General features: G+C 74.4%; 15 protein-coding genes. 7 read left to right on the top strand and 8 right to left on the bottom strand.

The genetic code is table 11. From position 1 onward, the window contains the following. The 6 genes from IEZ00_RS03025 to IEZ00_RS03000 all read right to left on the bottom strand — a co-directional run. Positions 1-1382, bottom strand: a 1382-nt coding sequence (locus tag IEZ00_RS03025; protein WP_229794963.1) for a DUF5682 family protein, incomplete at its 3' end; no start/stop codon positions are given. Beyond that, positions 1382-2470, bottom strand: coding sequence for an ATP-binding protein (locus IEZ00_RS03020; protein ID WP_189221443.1), 1089 nt, complete (start codon positions 2468-2470; stop codon positions 1382-1384). The genes IEZ00_RS03025 and IEZ00_RS03020, both read right to left, overlap by 1 nt. Further along, positions 2467-3924, bottom strand: coding sequence for a DUF5691 domain-containing protein (locus tag IEZ00_RS03015; protein ID WP_189221442.1), 1458 nt, complete (start codon positions 3922-3924; stop codon positions 2467-2469). Before IEZ00_RS03015 ends, IEZ00_RS03020 begins: the two co-directional genes overlap by 4 nt. Beyond that, entirely contained in the window at positions 3921-4103 is a 183-nt protein-coding gene (locus IEZ00_RS03010) for a hypothetical protein (RefSeq protein WP_189221441.1), read from the bottom strand. The genes IEZ00_RS03015 and IEZ00_RS03010 overlap by 4 nt, the downstream gene beginning before the upstream one ends. Then, the gene (locus tag IEZ00_RS37700; RefSeq protein ID WP_189221440.1) at positions 4100-5380 is read right to left on the bottom strand and encodes an SWIM zinc finger family protein; all 1281 of its coding nucleotides are present in this window, start codon (positions 5378-5380) and stop codon (positions 4100-4102) included. Before IEZ00_RS37700 ends, IEZ00_RS03010 begins: the two co-directional genes overlap by 4 nt. 38 nt (positions 5381-5418) lie before the next feature. Next, positions 5419-6597 (bottom strand): homogentisate 1,2-dioxygenase, encoded by a 1179-nt coding sequence (locus tag IEZ00_RS03000; RefSeq protein WP_189221439.1) that lies wholly within the window; start codon positions 6595-6597, stop codon positions 5419-5421. Between the two features lie 69 nt (positions 6598-6666). On the opposite strand from IEZ00_RS03000, the gene IEZ00_RS02995 reads away from it, so the two are divergent. Genes IEZ00_RS02995 through IEZ00_RS02985 form a run of 3 tightly spaced genes read left to right on the top strand, consistent with a single transcriptional unit; the run spans position 6667 to position 9385 of the window. Then, entirely contained in the window at positions 6667-7533 is an 867-nt protein-coding gene (locus tag IEZ00_RS02995; protein WP_268248648.1) for a hypothetical protein, read from the top strand. Then, complete coding sequence (locus IEZ00_RS02990; protein WP_189221438.1) at positions 7530-8708, top strand: fumarylacetoacetate hydrolase family protein; 1179 nt, start codon at positions 7530-7532, stop codon at positions 8706-8708. The genes IEZ00_RS02995 and IEZ00_RS02990 overlap by 4 nt, the downstream gene beginning before the upstream one ends. Before the next feature lie 5 nt (positions 8709-8713). Next, positions 8714-9385 carry an IclR family transcriptional regulator gene (locus tag IEZ00_RS02985; protein ID WP_189221437.1) on the top strand — a complete coding sequence of 224 codons (672 nt, stop codon included), beginning with the start codon at positions 8714-8716 and terminating at the stop codon, positions 9383-9385. Between the two features lie 28 nt (positions 9386-9413). Here the strand turns inward: IEZ00_RS02985 and IEZ00_RS02980 are convergent, their stop codons facing one another. Further along, on the bottom strand, positions 9414-10016 hold the full coding sequence (locus IEZ00_RS02980) for a TMEM165/GDT1 family protein (RefSeq protein WP_229794962.1): 603 nt from the start codon (positions 10014-10016) through the stop codon (positions 9414-9416). Positions 10017-10333: 317 nt separating this feature from the next. Here IEZ00_RS02980 and IEZ00_RS02975 point away from each other — a divergent pair, with 317 nt between their 5' ends. Continuing rightward, on the top strand, positions 10334-11800 hold the full coding sequence (locus IEZ00_RS02975) for a cytochrome ubiquinol oxidase subunit I (protein WP_189221436.1): 1467 nt from the start codon (positions 10334-10336) through the stop codon (positions 11798-11800). A gap of 11 nt (positions 11801-11811) precedes the next feature. Beyond that, positions 11812-12813 (top strand): cytochrome d ubiquinol oxidase subunit II, encoded by a 1002-nt coding sequence (gene cydB, locus IEZ00_RS02970; RefSeq protein ID WP_189221435.1) that lies wholly within the window; start codon positions 11812-11814, stop codon positions 12811-12813. Between the two features lie 211 nt (positions 12814-13024). Here the strand turns inward: cydB and IEZ00_RS02965 are convergent, their stop codons facing one another. Then, positions 13025-13828, bottom strand: a complete 804-nt coding sequence (locus tag IEZ00_RS02965; RefSeq protein WP_229794960.1) for a DUF3800 domain-containing protein — start codon at positions 13826-13828, stop codon at positions 13025-13027. A 242-nt stretch (positions 13829-14070) separates the two neighbouring features. On the opposite strand from IEZ00_RS02965, the gene cydD reads away from it, so the two are divergent. Next, positions 14071-17220, top strand: a complete 3150-nt coding sequence (gene cydD / locus IEZ00_RS02960; RefSeq protein WP_189221434.1) for a thiol reductant ABC exporter subunit CydD — start codon at positions 14071-14073, stop codon at positions 17218-17220. Then, on the top strand, positions 17217-17934 hold a 718-nt coding region (locus IEZ00_RS36150), incomplete at its 3' end, for a sensor histidine kinase (protein ID WP_373293064.1). The genes cydD and IEZ00_RS36150, both read left to right, overlap by 4 nt.

The following is a 17934-nucleotide window of genomic DNA, read 5'->3' as shown; positions in this document are numbered from 1 at the left end:
GACCGGCCGCACAGCACCTGCCGCGCCGCCGCCTCGACCGTCGTGCCGTGCCGGGCCGCCGCCGCGATGGCCACCTCGAAACCGGGGTCCCAGCGCAGGTGCCACGCCTCGGCGAAGGTGCCCAGCGAGCGGGTGGTGTCCGGCCTGCCCCACGGCACGTCCAGCACGGCCAGCCTGCGCAGCAGCTTGGACCGCTCCCGGTCGGTGTCCTTGCGCAGGTCCAGCCGGACCTGCTTGTCCTCGGCGCTGGGCGGCAGCCGCAGCTTGCGCTGCAACCGCGCCACGTCCACCGCCAGCGGCGAGCGCGGCACGTCCGAGCCGACCTCGCCCAGCCGCTCGCCCACCACCAGCCGCTCGCGCACCAGCCGCAGCGGCACCTCGTCGCCGCCGCACAGCACCGCCAGCGCCGCCTCGGTGACCTCCGACAGCCCCGGCGAGGGCCGCCCGCGCAGCGCCGCCAGCGACTCCGCCAGCCGCACCGCCTCCACCGCGCTCGCCGTGGACGCGGGCAGGTCCTCGGCGCGCAGCACCGCCGCCGCGCGGGCGAACCAGCGCGGCACCGCGTCGCCCTTGGCCGCGCACTCCCACAGGTGCGCGTACCAGCCGGGGGAGTCCACGCCCGCGCCGTAGCCCGACGCCGACGCCAGCCGCCCGTGGCTCCACGGCACCCACGTGCCGGAGACCTTCCGGCGCGGCAGCCCCTTGAGCAGCGCCGCGTCGGCCGTGGCGGGCGGCAGCGCGCGCAGCGCGGGCACGTGCCACGCCCCGCACACCACCGCGATCGGCCCCTCGACGTCCTTGAGCGCCTGCCGCAGCGACTGGCGCATGAACGCCTCGCGGCGCAGCGTCCGCTCGTCCACCTGGTCGGCGAACTCCTCGCGCAGCGCCGTCATCGCCTCGGCCACCGCCTGCGCCAGGTGGCGGGGGTCGGTGTCGCCGTGGTGCTCCACGACGTCCTCCCACCAGCGCTCCGGGTCGTCGAACCCGGCCGCCTCGGCCAGCGTGCCCAGCGGGTCCACCACCGCCTTGGGGGCGGGGTCGCGCTCCTCGCCCAGCGACGCGGCGGCGGGCAGGTCGAACAACCGCAGCGGCACGCCCGCGCCGTGCGCCCACGTCATCGCCCGCCACTCCGGCGAGAACTCGGCGAACGGCCAGAACGCGGCGGTCGACGGCTCGGTCTCGTCGTGCAGCAGCAGCGCCACCGGCGGGGTCAGCGCGGGCACGTGCGACAGCAGCGCGTCACCCTCCGGCGGGCCCTCCACCAGCACCAGCTCCGGCCGCAGCGCCTCCAGCGCGGCGGCGACCATGCGCGCCGAGCCGGGGCCGTGGTGCCGGATGCCCAGCAGCACCACCCGCTCGGGCAGCGGCTGTTCCCGCGTCATCAGCCCACCAGGTCCCGGCACGCCCGGTACAGGTCGCGCCAGTCCGCGCGCTCCTTGACCACCGCTTCCAGGTACTCCTGCCAGGCCGCGGTGTCCGACACCCGGTCCTTGACCACCGCGCCCAGCAGGCCCGACGCCAGCTCGTCGGCGGTGATCGTGCCGTCGCCGAAGTGGCCCGCCAGCGCCATGCCGCTGGTGATCACCGAGATCGCCTCGGCGGTGGACAGGCTGCCGCTGGGCTTCTTCAACTGGGTGCGGCCGTCGGCGGTGGAGCCGTTGCGCAGCTCGCGGAAGATCCGCACCACCCGGCGCACCTCCTCCAGCGCGGGCGGCTCGGCGGGCAGCTCCAGCGCCCGGCCCAGCTGCGCCGCGCGGGTGGACACGATCTGCACCTCGGCATCCTCGGTCGCGGGCGGCGGCAGCACCACCGTGTTGAACCGCCTGGCCAGCGCCGAGGACATCTGGTTGACGCCCCGGTCGCGGTCGTTGGCCGTGGCGATCAGCGTGAAGCCCGGCACCGCCTGCACCTGGATGCCCAGCTCCGGCACCGGGAGGTTCTTCTCGGACAGGATGGTGATGAACGAGTCCTGCACCTCGGCGGGCATCCGGGACAGCTCCTCGACGCGGGCCACCGCGCCGGTGCGCATCGCGGTCATCACCGGGCTGGGCACCAGCGCGGCCTCGCTGGGGCCCTCGGCGATCAGCCGCGCGTAGTTCCAGCCGTAGCGGACCTGGTCCTCCCCGGTGCCCGCGGTGCCCTGCACGACCAGCGTCGAGTCGCCGCTGACCGCCGCAGCCAGGTGCTCCGACAGCCACGACTTGGCCGTGCCCGGCACGCCCACCAGCAGCAGCGCCCGGTCGGTGACCAGGGTGCCGACCGCGACCTCCACCAGGCGCCGGTCGCCCACGTACTTGGGCGTGATCACCGTGCCGTCGGGCAGCGTCCCGCCCAGCACATACCGGACCACGGCCTGCGGCGAGAGCCGCCAGCGCGGCGGCCGGGGCCGGTCGTCGGCCGCCGCGAGCGCGGCCAGCTCGGCGGCGTACTGCTGTTCCGCGGCGGGCCGCAGCACGGTCTCGGTGGTCACTGGGGGTTCCTCCCGGTCGGTTCGGCGGTCTGGTCGGCGGTCGGTTCGGTGAAGGCCGCGCGCAGCTGCACGCGCAGGCGCAGCAGGTCGAGTTCGGTGGTGTGCTCGGGCCAGCGCTCGGTGATCCGCGCCCAGTTGGCGCCGAGCACCTCCGCGTCGCCCCTGGACAGCAGCACGGCGGGCGGGCGGCCCGCGCGCCACCTCGGGTCGCGGGCGGCGGCGTAGCGGTCCAGCAGCCCGGCGGTGGCCTCCGCCGACCACGGCGCGGGCAGCTGCGAGCAGGCGTGGTCGAGCAGGTCGTAGTTCCACTGCCCGGACAGCTCGACCACGGTCCGCGCGGCCAGGTCGGTGGGCAGCGCGGCGAGCATCTCCAGCTGCTCCATGCCGGTCAGCGCGCGCGTGGCGGCCACCGCCCACGGGCGCGGGTCGGCGGCCAGCCGCAGCCGCAGCGCCACCCCGCGCAGCAGGGCCTGCGCCCACGGCCCGCGCTCCAGCACCGCCGCCGCGCCCGCGTCGTCGGTGCCCAGGCGGTCGGTCCAGTGCCGGGGCGGCACGCTGGCGGCGGCGGCCCGGATGCGGTTGGTCACGCCCACCTCGGAGCCGTCGCGCATCAGGTCCCGCGCCTCGTCCGGCTCCGGTTCCAGCACCGTCCACAGCTCGTCGCTCTGCACGTCGAAGCCGTCGGCGGTCAGCCACAGGCCGCGGTGCAGCCGTTCGGCGGCGCGCTGGGCCAGCGCCGAGCCGGGCAGGCCGCGCAGCAGCCGCAGCGCCTCGTCGTGCACGCCGACCGCGCGGTCGTCCAGCGCCCGCTCCAGCAGCGGCTCGTCCTCCGGGCCCAGACCCGTCTCCAGGGCGCTGACCAGCACCTGCCGGTCGCCCGCGCGGCGCTGCGCGGCGAACTGCCCGGCGATGAACGCGCCCGCCCCGCGCGGGTCCGCCGCGCGGGCCCGGCGCAGCGCGGCCAGCCGGGCCGAGGCGGGTAGGTCCAGCGCCTCGGCCAGGTCCACCTCGGCGTCGCCGGGGGCCGCCGCGGCCCACGCCCAGCCCGGCCGGATCGCCGCCAGCCACCGCCCCCGCGCGCCCAGCACGGCGGTGACCGCCTGCCGCAGCCCGTGGTGGGCGGTGGCCAGGCCCAGCAGCGCGGGCAGGTGCCGGTGCTCGGCGACCACCCCGGCGGCGCTGGCCATGCCGCACCACTCGGTCAGCAGCACCTGGTCGTCCAGCGCGAGGATCTGGGCCAGCACCGCCCGCGCCCGCTCGCCCGCCACTTGGTCGGCCGCGGCCGGGGCCGGGGCGAGCAGCGGCTCGTCCAGCACCGGCGGCAGGACGGCGGCGTGCGCGGCCACGCCCAGCGCCGCGCACCGGTCCAGCAGCTCACCGGTGTCCAGACCGGCGCGGTGCGCGCCGACCAGCAGCGCCCGCACCGCCTCCTCCCACTCCTGCTGGACGGTCACGGCGCCGTCTCCCCAGGGGTGGGCTGGCACGGGGTGGGCTGGCACGGGGCGGGCACCCGCCCGCTGCCCGAGCACCGCGAAGCCGAGGGGAGCACCGCGCGCGGGCTCCACACCCGCCGCACCCCCTCCGGCGGGCGCACCGTCGCCCGGTTGCCCTTCGGGCTGCGTCCCGCGTTCATCCCACCACCTCCGGGGCCGCGCCCGGCTCGGCCACGGCGCCCAGCCGCAGCACCCGCCCGTCCCACAACCCCCACGCGTCGAACACCGCACCTCCGGTCAGCGCCACCGCCTGCTCCAACGCCAGATCCGCGCGCACCGGCACCGCCCGCCCCGAGCCGTCGACCAGGTGCCGGGTGTCCGCGCTCACCCGCACCCCCGCACACCCCAGCGGGTGCGCGCGCAGCCACGGATCACCCCGCAGCCACGGCTCCAGCGACGCCAGCGCCTCCCGCCAGGTGTCCGGCGCGGGCACCGGCCCCGGCGCGCTCTGCGCCAGCACCTCGCCCACCGCGACCCGCAGCGGCGCGGCCCCCGGATACGGGTGCAGCACCCCCTGCACCTCCACGCCGTGCGGCAGCGGCGGCACCGGCCGGGCTCCGCCGCCCGCGTGCCGCACCGCGACCACCCAGCCGTGCGCGCGCCCCCACACCCACTGCTGAACGGTGCGCACCAGCTCGTCCTCGGTGTCCCGGCGCAGCAGCGGCACCCAGCGGTCGGACAGGCCCGGCGCGGCGCGCACCTCCTCCTCGGCCACCGAGAACCCCAGCCGCCGCCGCACCACCTCGCTCGGCGCCTCCACCGACCCCAGCCGGGTCAGCAGGCGCAGCCCGCCCAGCCGGTCGGCGGCGTCGTGCGCCCAGTGCGGGCCGCCCGCCGCGACCACGTCGCGCAGCTCGTCCACCGCCGAGGCCAGCCCCTTGGCCTGCGCGTCGACCATGCGGGCGCTGATCGAGCGCCACCACGCCGCGTCCCGCGCGGGCAGCCCGGCGATGCCCGCGCCCGCCACGTCGGCCAGCCAGTCGGCCAGACCCGCCACGCCCGCGCGCACCGCCTCCTGGCGGTCGCGGGCGGTCTTCTCCTTGGCCTTCGCGCGGCGCTCGACCGCCTCCGGCGCGTCCTGCGCAGCCGGGGCCGCCGCGGTCTTGTGCCTGCGGGTCAGCCACTCCTGGACCCAGGGCGGCGCGTCGGCCGCCGGGAACGGGTCGCGGGCGTGCCGCAGCTGCAGCGCCAGCGCGTGCTTGCAGGGGAACTTCCGCGACGGGCAGGAGCACTTGGTCGCCCGGTCGCCCAGGTCGACGCACACCGAGTACGGCTTGGCCCCGCTGCCCTTGCACAGCCCCCACAGCGCGCCGGGCGAGGACCCCTCCCCGTGCCAGCCCGACGACCCGGCCAGCCGGGTGGCGCTGCTCGCCACCTGGCCGTCCGGTGCCAGTCCCAGTACCGCCTGCGCATCCATGCCGCGGAACGCTAGACGGCGGCACCGACAGATCGACTTCAGCCCAGGTCAGGACCCCTTCGCGCCCAGCTCCAGGCGTACTTGGGGTCCTCACAGGCCAGTGCCGCCTCGCCCAGCTCCAGCGGCCGGAACGTGTCCACCATGACGGCGGTCTCGTCGAACGCCTCCGCGCCCAGCGACGCCTCCACCGCGCCCGGTTGCGGGCCGTGCGTGCAGCCCGACGGGTGCAGCGACAGCGACCCGATGCCGATGCCCGAGCCCTTGCGCGCCTCGTAGTCGCCGCCCACGTAGAACATCAGCTCGTCGGAGTCGACGTTGGCGTGGTTGTAGGGCACCGGGATCGCCAGCGGGTGGTAGTCGACCTTGCGCGGGCAGAACGAGCACACCACGAAGTTCGGGCCCTCGAAGGTCTGGTGCACCGGCGGCGGCTGGTGCACGCGGCCGGTGATCGGCTCGAAGTCGCGGATGTTGAACACCCACGGGTACAGGCAGCCGTCCCAGCCCACCACGTCGAACGGGTGGTTGGCGTAGGTGAACCTGGTCAGCCCCGCGCGGTGGCGCACCAGCACGTCCACGTCCTCGCCGTCGACCAGCAGCGGCTCGACCGGGCCCCGGATGTCCCGCTCGCAGTAGGGGGAGTGCTCCAGGAACTGGCCCTTGGCCGACAGGTAGCGGCGGGGCGGGCCGATGTGCCCGGTCGCCTCCAGCACCAGCACGCTCATCGGCCGCTCCGGCACCACGCGGTAGGTGCACGAGGTGGGCAGCACGACGTAGTCGCCCTCGCCGACGGGCAGCGCGCCGTAGATGGTCTCCACGACCCCCTCGCCGGACTGCACGTACAGCAGCTCGTCGCCCGCCGCGTTGCGGTACAGCGGGCTGGGGGCGGTCGCGACCACGAACCCGATCGTCACGTCCGCGTTGCCGAACAGCGTGCGCCGCCCGGTCACCGCGTCCACGCCATCGGAGTCCCAGGTCAGCGCGGGGGTGCGGAAGTGGCGCGGCTTGAGCGGCAGGTTCGGCGAGGTGGCGCCGCGGGTGTCCTCGACGGTCACCGCGTCCACGATCGCGGTGGGCAGGTGTCGGTGGTAGAGCAACGCCGAATCGGCCGAAAAGCCCTCCACCCCCATCAGCTCTTCCGCGTAGAGCCCGCCCTCCGGAGTGCGGAACTGGGTGTGGCGCTTTCGGGGGATCTCCCCGACCTGTCGGTAGTACGCCATCGCTCGCTCCAGGCGTTCGATAGTCGGACATCTTTGTTCATTGACCGGTACGCCACTAGCGTGTCAGCCGTGTCAAGCGCCTTCGAACTCCGTGCGCCCGGTCCGCGAGGTACTCCGCCCCTGCTCGCGCGCCTAGTCGACGACGCCGCGCTGTTCCCGCCGGGCAACGCGACGATGCCCGACGCCGTGCGCGGCCACCTCGACGCGCGCGTCGGCGACTGGGCGGGCGCGGTCGGCCTGTTCCTGTGCCCCGCGTCCCGGCTGGCCGAGCTGATCACCGAGTTGATCAAGGTCAAGCCGGTCAAGCCGGTGGCCCTGTCGCTGGTGATCGACACCGGGCTGGGCGGGGTGCCCAAGGCCGTGTCGATCGTCGAGTCCCGCAGCGAGCTGCTCGCCCTGCGGATGGTGGAGATGCCCGCCCCGTCCGACGTGGACGAGGTGTGGCTGGAGCGTGTCTCGGAGTTCGTCCCCGAGGACGTGATCCGCGTGGTGGAGCCCCGCCGGGGCGGCGCGGAGTGGCTGGACGGCGTGCGCCGCGTCATCGAGCACGGCAGTTGGCCCAAGCTGCGCTGCGGCGGCCAGAGCAAGGAGAACTTCCCCAGCGTCGACGAGGTCGCCGACTTCCTGTCGGTGGTCAGCGGCGGGGGAGTCGCCTTCAAGGCCACCGCCGGGCTGCACCACGCCGTGCGGCGCACCGACCCGGACACCGGCTTCACCCACCACGGGTTCCTCAACCTGCTGGTGGCCACCGCCCGCTCGCTGTCCGGCGGCGACGTCCGGGCCGCGCTGGCCAGCACCGACGCCGCCGCGCTGGCCGAGGAGGCCGGGTCGCTGTCGGACCAGGCCGCGCACGCCGTGCGCGGGGTGTTCGCCTCCTACGGCTCGTGCTCGCTGGCCGAGCCGATCGCCGACCTCGACGAACTGGGCCTGCTGTGAGCTGGATCGACGACCCCGCGTTCGGCCGGGACGACCCGTTCGGACCGCAGACGCTGCCCTACGGGGTGATCGGCGAGGGCATCGCGGTCCGCGTCGGCGACTCGGCGCTGCCGCTGCGCCCCATCGCCGAGTCCTTCGGCGCGCTGGCCGACCTGGTGCGCGCCGACACCCTGGACCCGCTGCTGCGCGCCGGACGCCCCGCGTGGAGCGCCCTGCGGGCCAGGCTGGTCGAGGTGGTCACCGCCGCCTCCGCGCCGCGCGGGGCCCGCCTGGTCGGCCTGGAGGGCGCGGTCCTGCCCTTCACCGTGGCCGACTACGTGGACTTCTACTCCTCGCGGCACCACGCGGAGAACGTCGGCCGGATCTTCCGCCCCGACGACCCGCCGCTGCTGCCCAACTGGACCCACCTGCCGGTGGGCTACCACGGCCGCGCGGGCACCGTCGTGGTCTCCGGCACCCCCGTGGTGCGCCCGCACGGCCAGCGCCGAGGCGGCTCCAAGGGCCCGGTGTTCGGCCCGTCGCAGCGGCTGGACGTCGAGGCCGAGGTCGGCTTCGTCTGCGGCGGCCCGGTGGCCTCCCGGCTGTCCACCTCGCGCGCCGTCGAGCACGTCTTCGGCGTGGTGCTGGTCAACGACTGGTCCGCCCGCGACATCCAGGGGTGGGAGTACCAGCCGCTGGGGCCGTTCCTGGGCAAGTCCTTCGCCACCTCCGTCTCCGCGTGGATCACCCCGCTGGAGGCGTTCGCGGTGGCGCGGGTCAGCCCGCCGCCGCTGCCCAACCCGGTGCTGGACTACCTGGTGGAGGAACGCCCGCACGGCCTGGACATCAGCCTGGAAGTGGAGTGGAACGGCGTGGTGGTCTCCCGCCCGCCGTTCCGCGAGATGTCCTGGACCTTCGCCCAGCAGCTCGCCCACCTGTCGGTCAACGGCGCCACGGTCCGGCCCGGCGACCTGATCGCCTCCGGCACCGTCTCCGGCCCGGCGCGCGAGGAGCGCGGCTCGTTCCTGGAGCTGAGCTGGGGCGGCCGGGAACCGGTGACCGTGGGCGACCAGGAGCGCACCTTCCTGGAGGACGGCGACAGCGTGCGGATCACCGCCACCGCGCCCGGCGAGGACGGCTCGCTGGTCGGCCTGGCCGAGGTGGAGGGCACCGTGCTGCCCGCAGACGGGAGCTGACCACCGTGGTCCGGCCCGGTCCGAGGGGCCGCCTGCCCGCGCAGGCGGCGTCCAAGGAGAGCTCGCTGACCCTGGAGCGGGGGCTGGCGCTGCTCCAGGCGGTGGCCGACGCCGAGTCCGACGCCCCCAGCATCAGCGAGCTGGCCGCCGCGATCGGCGCGTCCCGCGCGGCGGTCTACCGGCTGCTGGTGCCGCTGCAGTCGCGCGGCCTGGTGCGCCGCGAGGGCTCCAAGGTGCGGCTGGGCCTCGGCGTGCTGCGGCTGGCGTCCAACGTCCTGCCGCAGCTGCGCCTGGCCGCCCAGCCCGCCCTGCGCGGCCTGGCCGAGCAGGTCGGGGCCACCGCCCACCTCACCGTCGCCGACGGCTCCGAAGCGCAGGCGGTGGCCGTGGTCGAGCCGTCCTGGACGGCCTACCACGTGGCCTACCGGGTGGGCAGCCGCCACCCCGTGCACCGGGGCGCGGCGGGCAAGGCCATCGGCCTGTCGGCGGAGGGCAGGCAGTGGGTCGTCTCCACCGGCGAGCTGCAGCCCGGCGCGTTCGGCGTCGCCGCCCCGGTACGCGGCGTGCCCGGCCTGCGGGCCAGCGTGGGCGTGGTGGCCCTGGAGAAGCTGGACGGCGAGGCCGTGGGGCCCCGCGTCCTGCTCGCCGCCCAGGAGGTCGCCGAAGCCCTGCGCTGACCCCGTGCGCTGACCACGTGCGTCCGGCTCAGCCCAGCAGCGCCTGCCACAGCGCCACCGCGGCGAACACCGCGAAGACCGCCCCGGCCCCGCGCTGCACCCAGTGCGCGGGCACCCGGTCGCGGATCTTGCGACCCACCAGCACCGCCAGCAGCGTCACCGACATCAGCGCCAGGAACGTCCCCAGCACCACCGCCGTGGGCTGCGCGTACTTCGCCGCCACACCCACCGCGGCCAGCTGCGAGGCGTCACCCCACTCGGCCGCGAACAGCGCGCCGAACGAGGTCAGCGCCGAACGCCGGAACGACGCCGCCACCGCGCCCGACCGCGCCCCGTCCGCCTCGTCGCTCTCCTCGTCCGCGAAGCTCTCGCGGAACAGCAGGAACGCGCCGACGCCGAACACCAGCGCCACCGCCGCCGCCACGACCCGCTCGGGCAGCAGCGTCAGCGCGCTGCCCAACCCCACCGCGATGACCGCCTGCAGGGCGAACGCCACGGCCGCGCCCGCCACCACCGGGGCCGCGCGGAACCGCGTGGTCAGCACCAGCGTGATCGCGGTCGTCTTGTCCGGCAGTTCCAGCACGAACACCGCGATGAAGGCCATCGCCAGCGCCAAGAACCAGGTTGCCACTCATCCTCCACGTCCGAGACCCGGACGGAGGCAGCACGACTCCGACCGGGCGTGTCGCACTACCCGGCCGGAGGTCTCGTTCGCCCGCTCCGCAGAGCGGGTGAGGGACCGGATCCGCTCACGGGCGGATCAGTGTGTCGATCACCTCGCCACGGCCGCCCGAAGGCGGCCGAAGGAACTACTCCCCTCAGGCACCAACCACCCTACCCGACCCGTTTGCCCAGCTCGACGTGACGGCCGCCGCAGGACCTAGGTCCTACGCGGTTCAGGACCGTCGTACCTGAGATCCCCGCGCACGCCGACCTACCTTTCATGACGTGGACGTCCTGGAGCTCTCGCGGTGGCAGTTCGGCATCACCACCGTCTACCACTTCCTGATGGTGCCCCTGACCATCAGCCTGTCGCTGCTGGTGGCCGCCATGCAGACCGCGTGGGTGCGCACGGGCGACCTCAAGTACCTGAAGATGACCAAGTTCTGGGGCAAGCTGCTGCTGATCAACTTCGCCATGGGCGTGGTCACCGGCATCGTGCAGGAGTTCCAGTTCGGCATGAACTGGAGCGCCTACTCCCGCTTCGTCGGCGACGTCTTCGGCGCCCCGCTGGCGATGGAGGGACTGGTCGCCTTCTTCGTCGAGTCCACCTTCCTCGGCCTGTGGATCTTCGGCTGGGACCGGCTGCCCAAGAAGGTCCACCTGGCCTGCGCCTGGGCGTTCTCGCTGGCCACCATCGCCTCCGCCTACTTCATCCTGGCCGCCAACTCCTGGATGCAGCACCCGGTCGGCGCCGAGCTGGTCGACGGCAGGCCCCGGCTGACCTCCATCTGGGCGGTGCTGACCAACAACACCGTGCTGGCCGCCTTCCCGCACACCATCTTCGGCGCCTTCTCGGTCGCCGCCGCCTTCCTGGTGGGCATCGCCGCCTGGCACCTGTGGCGGCGCACCGACGAGACCCCGGTCTGGCGGTCCTCGCTCAAGCTCGGCGCCTGGGTCGGCGTGGCCGCCTTCGCCGGTCTGGCCGCCTCCGGCGACATCCAGGGCAAGCTGATGTTCGAGCAGCAGCCGATGAAGATGGCCGCCGCCGAAGCGCTGTGCCACACCGAGGAACCCGCCAGCTTCTCGGTGTTCGCCATCGGCGACGTGACCTCGCCCAACTGCGAGGACGTCAAGAGCCTCACCGTGCCCGCGCTGCTGTCGTTCCTGGCCCACAACGACTTCTCCAGCGAGGTCAAGGGCATCCAGGACCTCGTGCCGCTCTACCAGGAGAAGTACGGCACCAACTACCCCGTCGACGAGCGGCTGGGCGAGCTGTCCGGCAAGCCCATCGACTACGTGCCCGCGCTGCCGGTGACCTACTGGGGCTTCCGCCTGATGATCGGCTTCGGCGCGCTGTCGGCCTTCGCGGGCGTGGCCGCGCTGTGGCTGACCCGAGGCGGCCGGATGCCGCGCGGCCGGTGGTTCCCCAGGCTCGCGCTGGCCAGCATCGCCACCCCGTTCCTGGGCAACAGCTTCGGCTGGATCTTCACCGAGATGGGACGGCAGCCGTTCGTCGTGGTGCCCAACCCGTCCGGCGTGGACGGCGTGTGGATGTTCACCGCCCGCGCGGTGTCCCAGACCACCGTCGGCGAGGTCCTCACCTCGCTGATCGCGCTGACCCTCGTCTACGGCGCGCTGGCCTGCGTCGAGGTGTTCCTGATCCGCCGGTACGTCCGCGCGGGCGTCGCCGGGGTGATGCCGCCCGACAAGCCGGACAAGCCCGCCGACGACGTCCTGGCCTTCGCGTACTGAGAGGGGGAGCTGTGGAGACGCTCTGGTTCTGCGTGATCGCCCTGCTGTGGCTGGGCTACCTGTTCCTGGAGGGCTTCGACTTCGGCGTCGGCATGCTGCTGCCCGTGCTCGGCCGCGACGAGACCGAGCGGCGCGTGCTGATCAACACCATCGGCCCGGTGTGGGACGGCAACGAGGTCTGGCTGCTGGTCGCGGGCGGCGCCACGTTCGCCGCCTTCCCCGGCTGGTACGCCTCCCTGTTCAGCTCCGCCTACCTGCCCCTGACGCTGTTCCTGCTGGCCCTGATCGGTCGCGGCGTGGCGTTCGAGTACCGGGGCAAGGTCGACACGGCCCGCTGGCGCCGCAACTGGGACCGGCTCATCATCGGCTGCTCCTGGGTGGCCGCGCTGGGCGTGGGCCTGGTGCTGTCCACCACCGTCTTCGGCCTGCCGCTGGACGCCGCGGGCGACCGCGTCGGCTCGCCGTTCGCGGCCATCCGGCTGGAAACCCTGCTCGGCGCGCTGGCCATCGCGGGCTACGCCCTCGTGCACGGCGCGATCTTCCTGTCGCTCAAGACCGAGGGCGAGGTCCGCGAACGGGCCCGCGCGCTGGCGCTGAAGATCGCGCCCGCCGCCCTGCTGCCGCTGGTGGTGCTCCTGCTGCTGGTGCAGCTGCGGTTCGGGTCGGTGTGGACCTGGGCGGCCTCGATCGTGGTCGCGATGGCCGCGTTCGGCGCGCTGGCCCGGCTGGCGCTGCGCCGCGAGGGCCAGGCGTTCGCCCTGATGGGCCTCGCCGTGGCGGCGGCCGTGGTGGCGCTGTTCGGCGCGCTGTACCCGAACGTGCTGCCCTCCACCCTGGACCCGGCGCACTCGCTGACCGTGGCGGGCACGGCGTCCAGCCCCTACACGCTGACCGTGATGACCTGGGTGGCCGCGTTCGGCACCCCGGCGGTGCTGGTCTACCAGGGCTGGACCTACTGGGTGTTCCGCAAGCGGATCGGCACCCGGCACATCCCCGCCGTGCACGTCCCCTGAGGACATCGCTGAAGCCACCACCGGGAGCGCCGCGCCCGTGAGCCGGGCGCGGCGTTCCGCTCTTGCGCGGCCTTGAGAAATCAACCTAAAGAGTGATCCTCTTCGTGCTTCGCCCCGACCCGGCTGTGGTTTACTAGTGGTGCGAACCGATCCCTGCGCATGCAGGGGGTAGGCTCGCCGTCAGGGGCCCTCCACGTAGGAGGGCCCTCTTTTATCTCCGCGGCCAGCACACGATGCCGTCATTCCGGTCGCCCGCCACTTCGGCCAGGTGGCGCTGAGTTATTTCACTCCACATCTCGTCCGAGCAGATCGACGCCCGCTTGCCCTTCGACGGGTGGACTCGCCGGGATGCCGCGTACGCGCAGAGATCGGCCAGTTGGATGAAGAAGGACTGGCGGGAGTCCCGCGAAACCGGGTCCTCGACGAGAAGCGGTGCCGCCACCGCCTGGTTGGCGGCGGTCCAGCTGATGCGCCGGAACTCCCGGTGGATCTTCTGCAGCCTGTCGTCCTCGCCGTGGTCGTGCACGATCATGATCGGCACTCCGCTCGCCTCGCTCCGCATCCGCAGGCGTTGCAGGACGTGCAGCCAGGCGGTCTGGAAGACGTCGCAATCGGCCTCCTCGATGAGGGACTTGCGGATGACCACGGCGAACACGCCGGAGGTGATGACATTGGCCAGCCTCATGTGGCGCCGGTAGATGTCCCGCAACTGCCCGTCACCCAGGCCCAATTCCCTGAAGTGGTGCTTGGCGCCGGTCAGCCAGTTGGCCTTCACCTCGTCGCGCAGGCGAAGGCCGTACTGGGCTCGCAACTGCTGACGCAGATCGATGAGCAGGTCGAGCCGGGCGGTCCAGTGGTCGACGGGGACGAGCGCGCAGCCCAAGGCGAAGGTCTCGGTCCCCCGGTGCATCCCGGTATCACCGCTGTCATCGACATAGGCGAATTCCATGCTCGGGTAATCATTGGTCGAGATGATCTCCGACATCGTGTTGCGTGACGGCTCGGCAGAGGGCATGTGCTTCCGTCCTGGGGGGCAACAATGGTGCGGGCAATATAGTGCACCAATCTAGGTGAATTAAATTCATACGATGCGCCGTGCCATCGTTTTCAAAGGTAATTCGGTTCAACAGTGGAATCTCAAGTCGTTTGTGTGCCGTGACCCGTGACTTCGCAAGTGACGGCCTGGGACCTAGGTCCCACCCCGACCAGGACCGTCGTACCTGAGCACGGCCCCGTCCGAGACCTACCGTTGGTGTCGTGAGCTTCCCCGGCACCCCTTCCGCCAGAAGCAAGCCGGGGCGTGGTCCGCTCGGCGCGCTGCCTTCCCTTTCGCCTTCAGCGCGCCGGGCGTTGATCATCTGCGCCCTCCTGGCCGCGCTGTCCGCCGTCGCCCTGGTCGCCCAGGCCGTCACCCTCGGCACCGCGCTGGCCACCCTCGTCGACGGCGGGCTGCCGTCGCTGACCTGGCTGGCCGTCGCCGTCGTGGCGCGGGCGCTGCTGGCGTGGGCCACCGAGGCGGTGGCCGCGCGCGCCGCGGCGGGCGCCAAGGAGGAGCTGCGCGCCGCCCTGCTCGACCGGTCGCTGGCCAACGGCCCCGCCTGGATCGCCGAGCGCGGCCCGGCCGAGCTGACCGTGCTGGCCACCAAGGGCCTCGACGCCCTGGACGCCTACTTCACCCGCTACCTGCCCGCCCTGGTCACCGCCGCCGTGGTGCCGCCGCTGGTCGGCGCGTGGCTGCTGTGGACCGACCCGACCTCGGCGGTGCTGGTCGCGGTGACCGTGCCGCTGATCCCGGTGTTCGCGATCCTGATCGGCAAGTTCACCGAGCACCGCGTGTCGCTGGCCGCGTCGGTCACCGAGCGGCTGTCCGCGCGGCTGCTGGAGCTGGTGCGGGCGCTGCCCGTGCTCACCGCGTTCGGCCGCGCGGCGGCCCAGGCGGAAGCGGTGCGGCGGGTCGGCGAGCAGCACCGCAAGGCCACCATGGGCACGCTGCGGGTGGCGTTCCTGTCCGCGCTGGTGCTGGAGGTGCTCGCGTCGCTGTCCGTGGCGCTGGTCGCCGTCGGCATCGGGGTGCGGCTGGTGTCGGGCGACCTGACGCTGCTCACCGGGCTGGTCGTGCTGATCCTCGTGCCCGAGTGCTACCTGCCGCTGCGCGCCGCGGGCGCCGCCCACCACGCCAGCGAGGACGGCCTGGAGGCCGTGCGGCGCGTGTCCGAGGTCGTGACGCCCCCCACGCAGCCCCCACCCGTCCCTGGGGGCGGCCCCGAAGCCAGCCTACCGCCCCACCGGGCCGCACGGGGCGAAGTGGATCTTGCCTGTGGACAACCCGACCCCCTGTGGACAACCGGCGTCGAAGTCCGCGACCTGCGGGTCGAGCGCCGAGGCCGCTACGCCCCGGACGGCCTGAGCTTCACCGTCCGACCGGGGCAGACCCACCGCCTCGACGCGCCGAGTGGCGGCGGCAAGTCGACCACCCTGGCCGCGATCCTCGGCTTCGTCCGGCCCGACGGCGGCCACGTCCGGGTCGGCGGCGACATCGCCTGGGTGCCGCAGCGCCCCGCGTTCGCGGGCCGCACCGTCGCCGACGAGCTGGAGCTGACCACCGGCCGCGTGGACCGCGAGGTGCTGCGCGACGTGGCCGCCGACCACTTGGCGCACCGGCCGATCGCCGAGCTGTCCACCGGCGAGCGGCAGCGGGTGGCCGTGGCCCGCGCGCTGACCAGGACCAAGGACGGCGCGTCCGTGCTGCTCCTCGACGAGCCCACCGCGCACCTCGACCCGGCCACGGTGGGCAAGGTCATGGCCGCGATCGACCGGCACGCCGGCCACGCCGCCGTGGTGCTGGCCACCCACCGGGTCGCCGAGGCCGCCGACGAGGCGCGGCAGGCAAGGCCGGTCGACCGGGAGGCCGAGCGGCAGGCCCGGCCGCGCCTGCCCAAGCCCACCAAGCGGGTGCTGGCGGGCGCGGCGCTGGGCGTCGCCGCGCTGGTCAGCGGGGTGGCGCTGACCGCGCTGTCGGCCTACCTCATCGCGAAGGCCTCTACCCGCCCGCCGATCCTGACGCTGTCCGTCCTCGTGGTGGGCGTGCGGACGTTCGCGCTGGCCAAGGGCGTGCTGCGGTACCTCGAACGGCTGGTCTCGCACGACGCGGCGTTCCGCTTCGCCATCGCGCTGCGCGTCGACCTGTGGCGCCACCTCACCCCCGGACGGGCCCAGCTCACCCGCCTGGTCGACGACACCGACACCGTGCGCGACCTGGTGCCGCGAGTGCTCCAGCCGCCGCTGGTGGCGGCCGGGACGGGCGTCGCGGCCGTGGTCCTGTTCGCGTTCATCCAGCCCACCGCCGCGCTCGCGCTGGCCGCCGCGCTGCTCGTCGGCGGCCTGGCCGCCCCGGCCATCGCGGTCGCCGTCGAGCGCCGAGCCAGCGCGAAGCTGGCGCGCGGCCGCAGGCAGGTCTCCGAGGACGTGCTGACCCTGCTCACCGCCGCGCCGGACCTGATCGCCTTCCACGCCGACGGCACCGCGCTGCGCGCGGTCAAGGACCGCGACGCCGAACTGGCCGGGCTGGCCCGCAGGCAGGCGTTCGGGGCGGGCGCGGCCACGGCCGCGGTGCACCTGACCACCGGGCTCGCCGCCCTGGTCTGCACCGCGCTGGCCACCGGCATCGACCCGCTGCTGGCCCCCGTGCTCGGCCTGGTGCCGCTGGCGCTGGCCGAGGCGCTGTCCGCCCTGCCGCCCGCCGCCCAGCACCGCGCCGCCCTGCGCGAGGCCTACGGGCGGGTCACCGAGCGGCACCCGCTGCCGGAGAAGCGGCTCGGCCCGCCGAAGCTGGAGCACGTGGACGTCCGCTGGCCCGGCTCCGCCGAACCGGCCCTGCGCGACCTGAGCCTGGACCTGGTGCCGGGCGAGAAGGTCGCCGTGGTCGGCCCGTCCGGCGCGGGCAAGTCCACCCTGTTCGCGCTGCTGCTGGGCTTTCTCGCGCCCGAGCGCGGCCACGCGCAGAGCCCGGCGAAGGTCAGCTGGTGCCCGCAGGAGCCGATGCTGGTCTCCACCACCGTCCGGGAGAACCTGCGTCTGGCCGACCCGCACGCCGACGACGAGCGGCTGCGCGACGCCCTGCGCACCGCCGGCCTGCCGGAGTGGACCGACCGGCTGGACACCGTCATCGGCCCCGCCCTGGTCTCCGGCGGCGAGGCGCAGCGCCTCGCGCTGGCCAGGGCCCTGCTGCACGACGCGGACCTGGTGCTGCTGGACGAGCCCACCGCGCACCTGGACCGGCCCACCGCCGAGGCGCTGCTGGACCGCCTGGACGAGGCGCTGCGCGGCAAGACCGTCGTGCACATCACCCACCGGCCCGAAGAAGCCGAGCGCGCCGACCTGGTGCTGGCCATCAAGCCCTACCGTTGACCGTCGTGGACCCCGCACGAGTGCTCGCCGCCTCGACCGAGATCACCTCCGCCGCGCTCGCGGGGGACGACCCGGACGCGGTGCTGCCGCTGGTCGTGCGGCGCGCGGTGGAGCTGGCCGAAGCCGACCTGGGGCTGGCGATGATCACCGCCGACGACGGGACGCTGACGGTGGAGGCGTCCTCCGGCGACGTCGACCCGGTGGGCGCCGACCCGGTGGGCGTGGTGCTGTCCAGCCGCTCCTCGGCCGCGCGGGCGGCCCGCACGGGCGTGCCGGTGGTGGCCGAGGACTTCACCACCGACCCGCGCACCGCGCCGTTCGTGCCCAAGGCGCTGCGCGGCTACGGGCCGTTCGCGGTCGCGCCGTTCGGCACGCGGGAGCGCAGGCTGGGCGCGCTCGCGGTCTACCGCAGGCGCGGCTCGGCGCCGTTCCGGCCGGACACGGTGGAGGTGCTGGCCGCGTTCGCCGCGCAGGCCGGGCTGGCCGTGGTCCTGGCCGAGGGGTCGACGGCGCGCCAGCGGGTGGCGGTCTACCAGGAGCGCGAGCGCATCGCCCGCGACCTGCACGACGTGGTGATCCAGCGGCTCTACGCCACCGGCGTGCAGCTGGACCTGCTCGACCGCAGGCTCAAGCTGGAGGGCCGGGAGGCGCGCAGGCTCGCCGAGGCGGTCGACCAGCTCGACCAGACCATCGCCGAGGTCCGCGCCACCGTGC

This window comes from Saccharothrix coeruleofusca, assembly GCF_014648515.1.
In the GTDB taxonomy this organism is placed as follows: domain Bacteria; phylum Actinomycetota; class Actinomycetes; order Mycobacteriales; family Pseudonocardiaceae; genus Actinosynnema; species Actinosynnema coeruleofuscum.
Note: the sequence above shows the minus strand (reverse complement) of the source record. Positions and strands in the feature narration are given on the sequence as shown.

Coding starts and splice junctions, on each gene's coding strand:
- IEZ00_RS37700 (WP_189221440.1), bottom strand. CDS start 5,380: ATGGATGCGCAGGCGGTACTGGGACTGGCACCGGACGGCCAGGTGGCG.
- IEZ00_RS02965 (WP_229794960.1), bottom strand. CDS start 13,828: ATGCCCTCTGCCGAGCCGTCACGCAACACGATGTCGGAGATCATCTCG.
- IEZ00_RS03010 (WP_189221441.1), bottom strand. CDS start 4,103: ATGAACGCGGGACGCAGCCCGAAGGGCAACCGGGCGACGGTGCGCCCG.
- IEZ00_RS03000 (WP_189221439.1), bottom strand. CDS start 6,597: ATGGCGTACTACCGACAGGTCGGGGAGATCCCCCGAAAGCGCCACACC.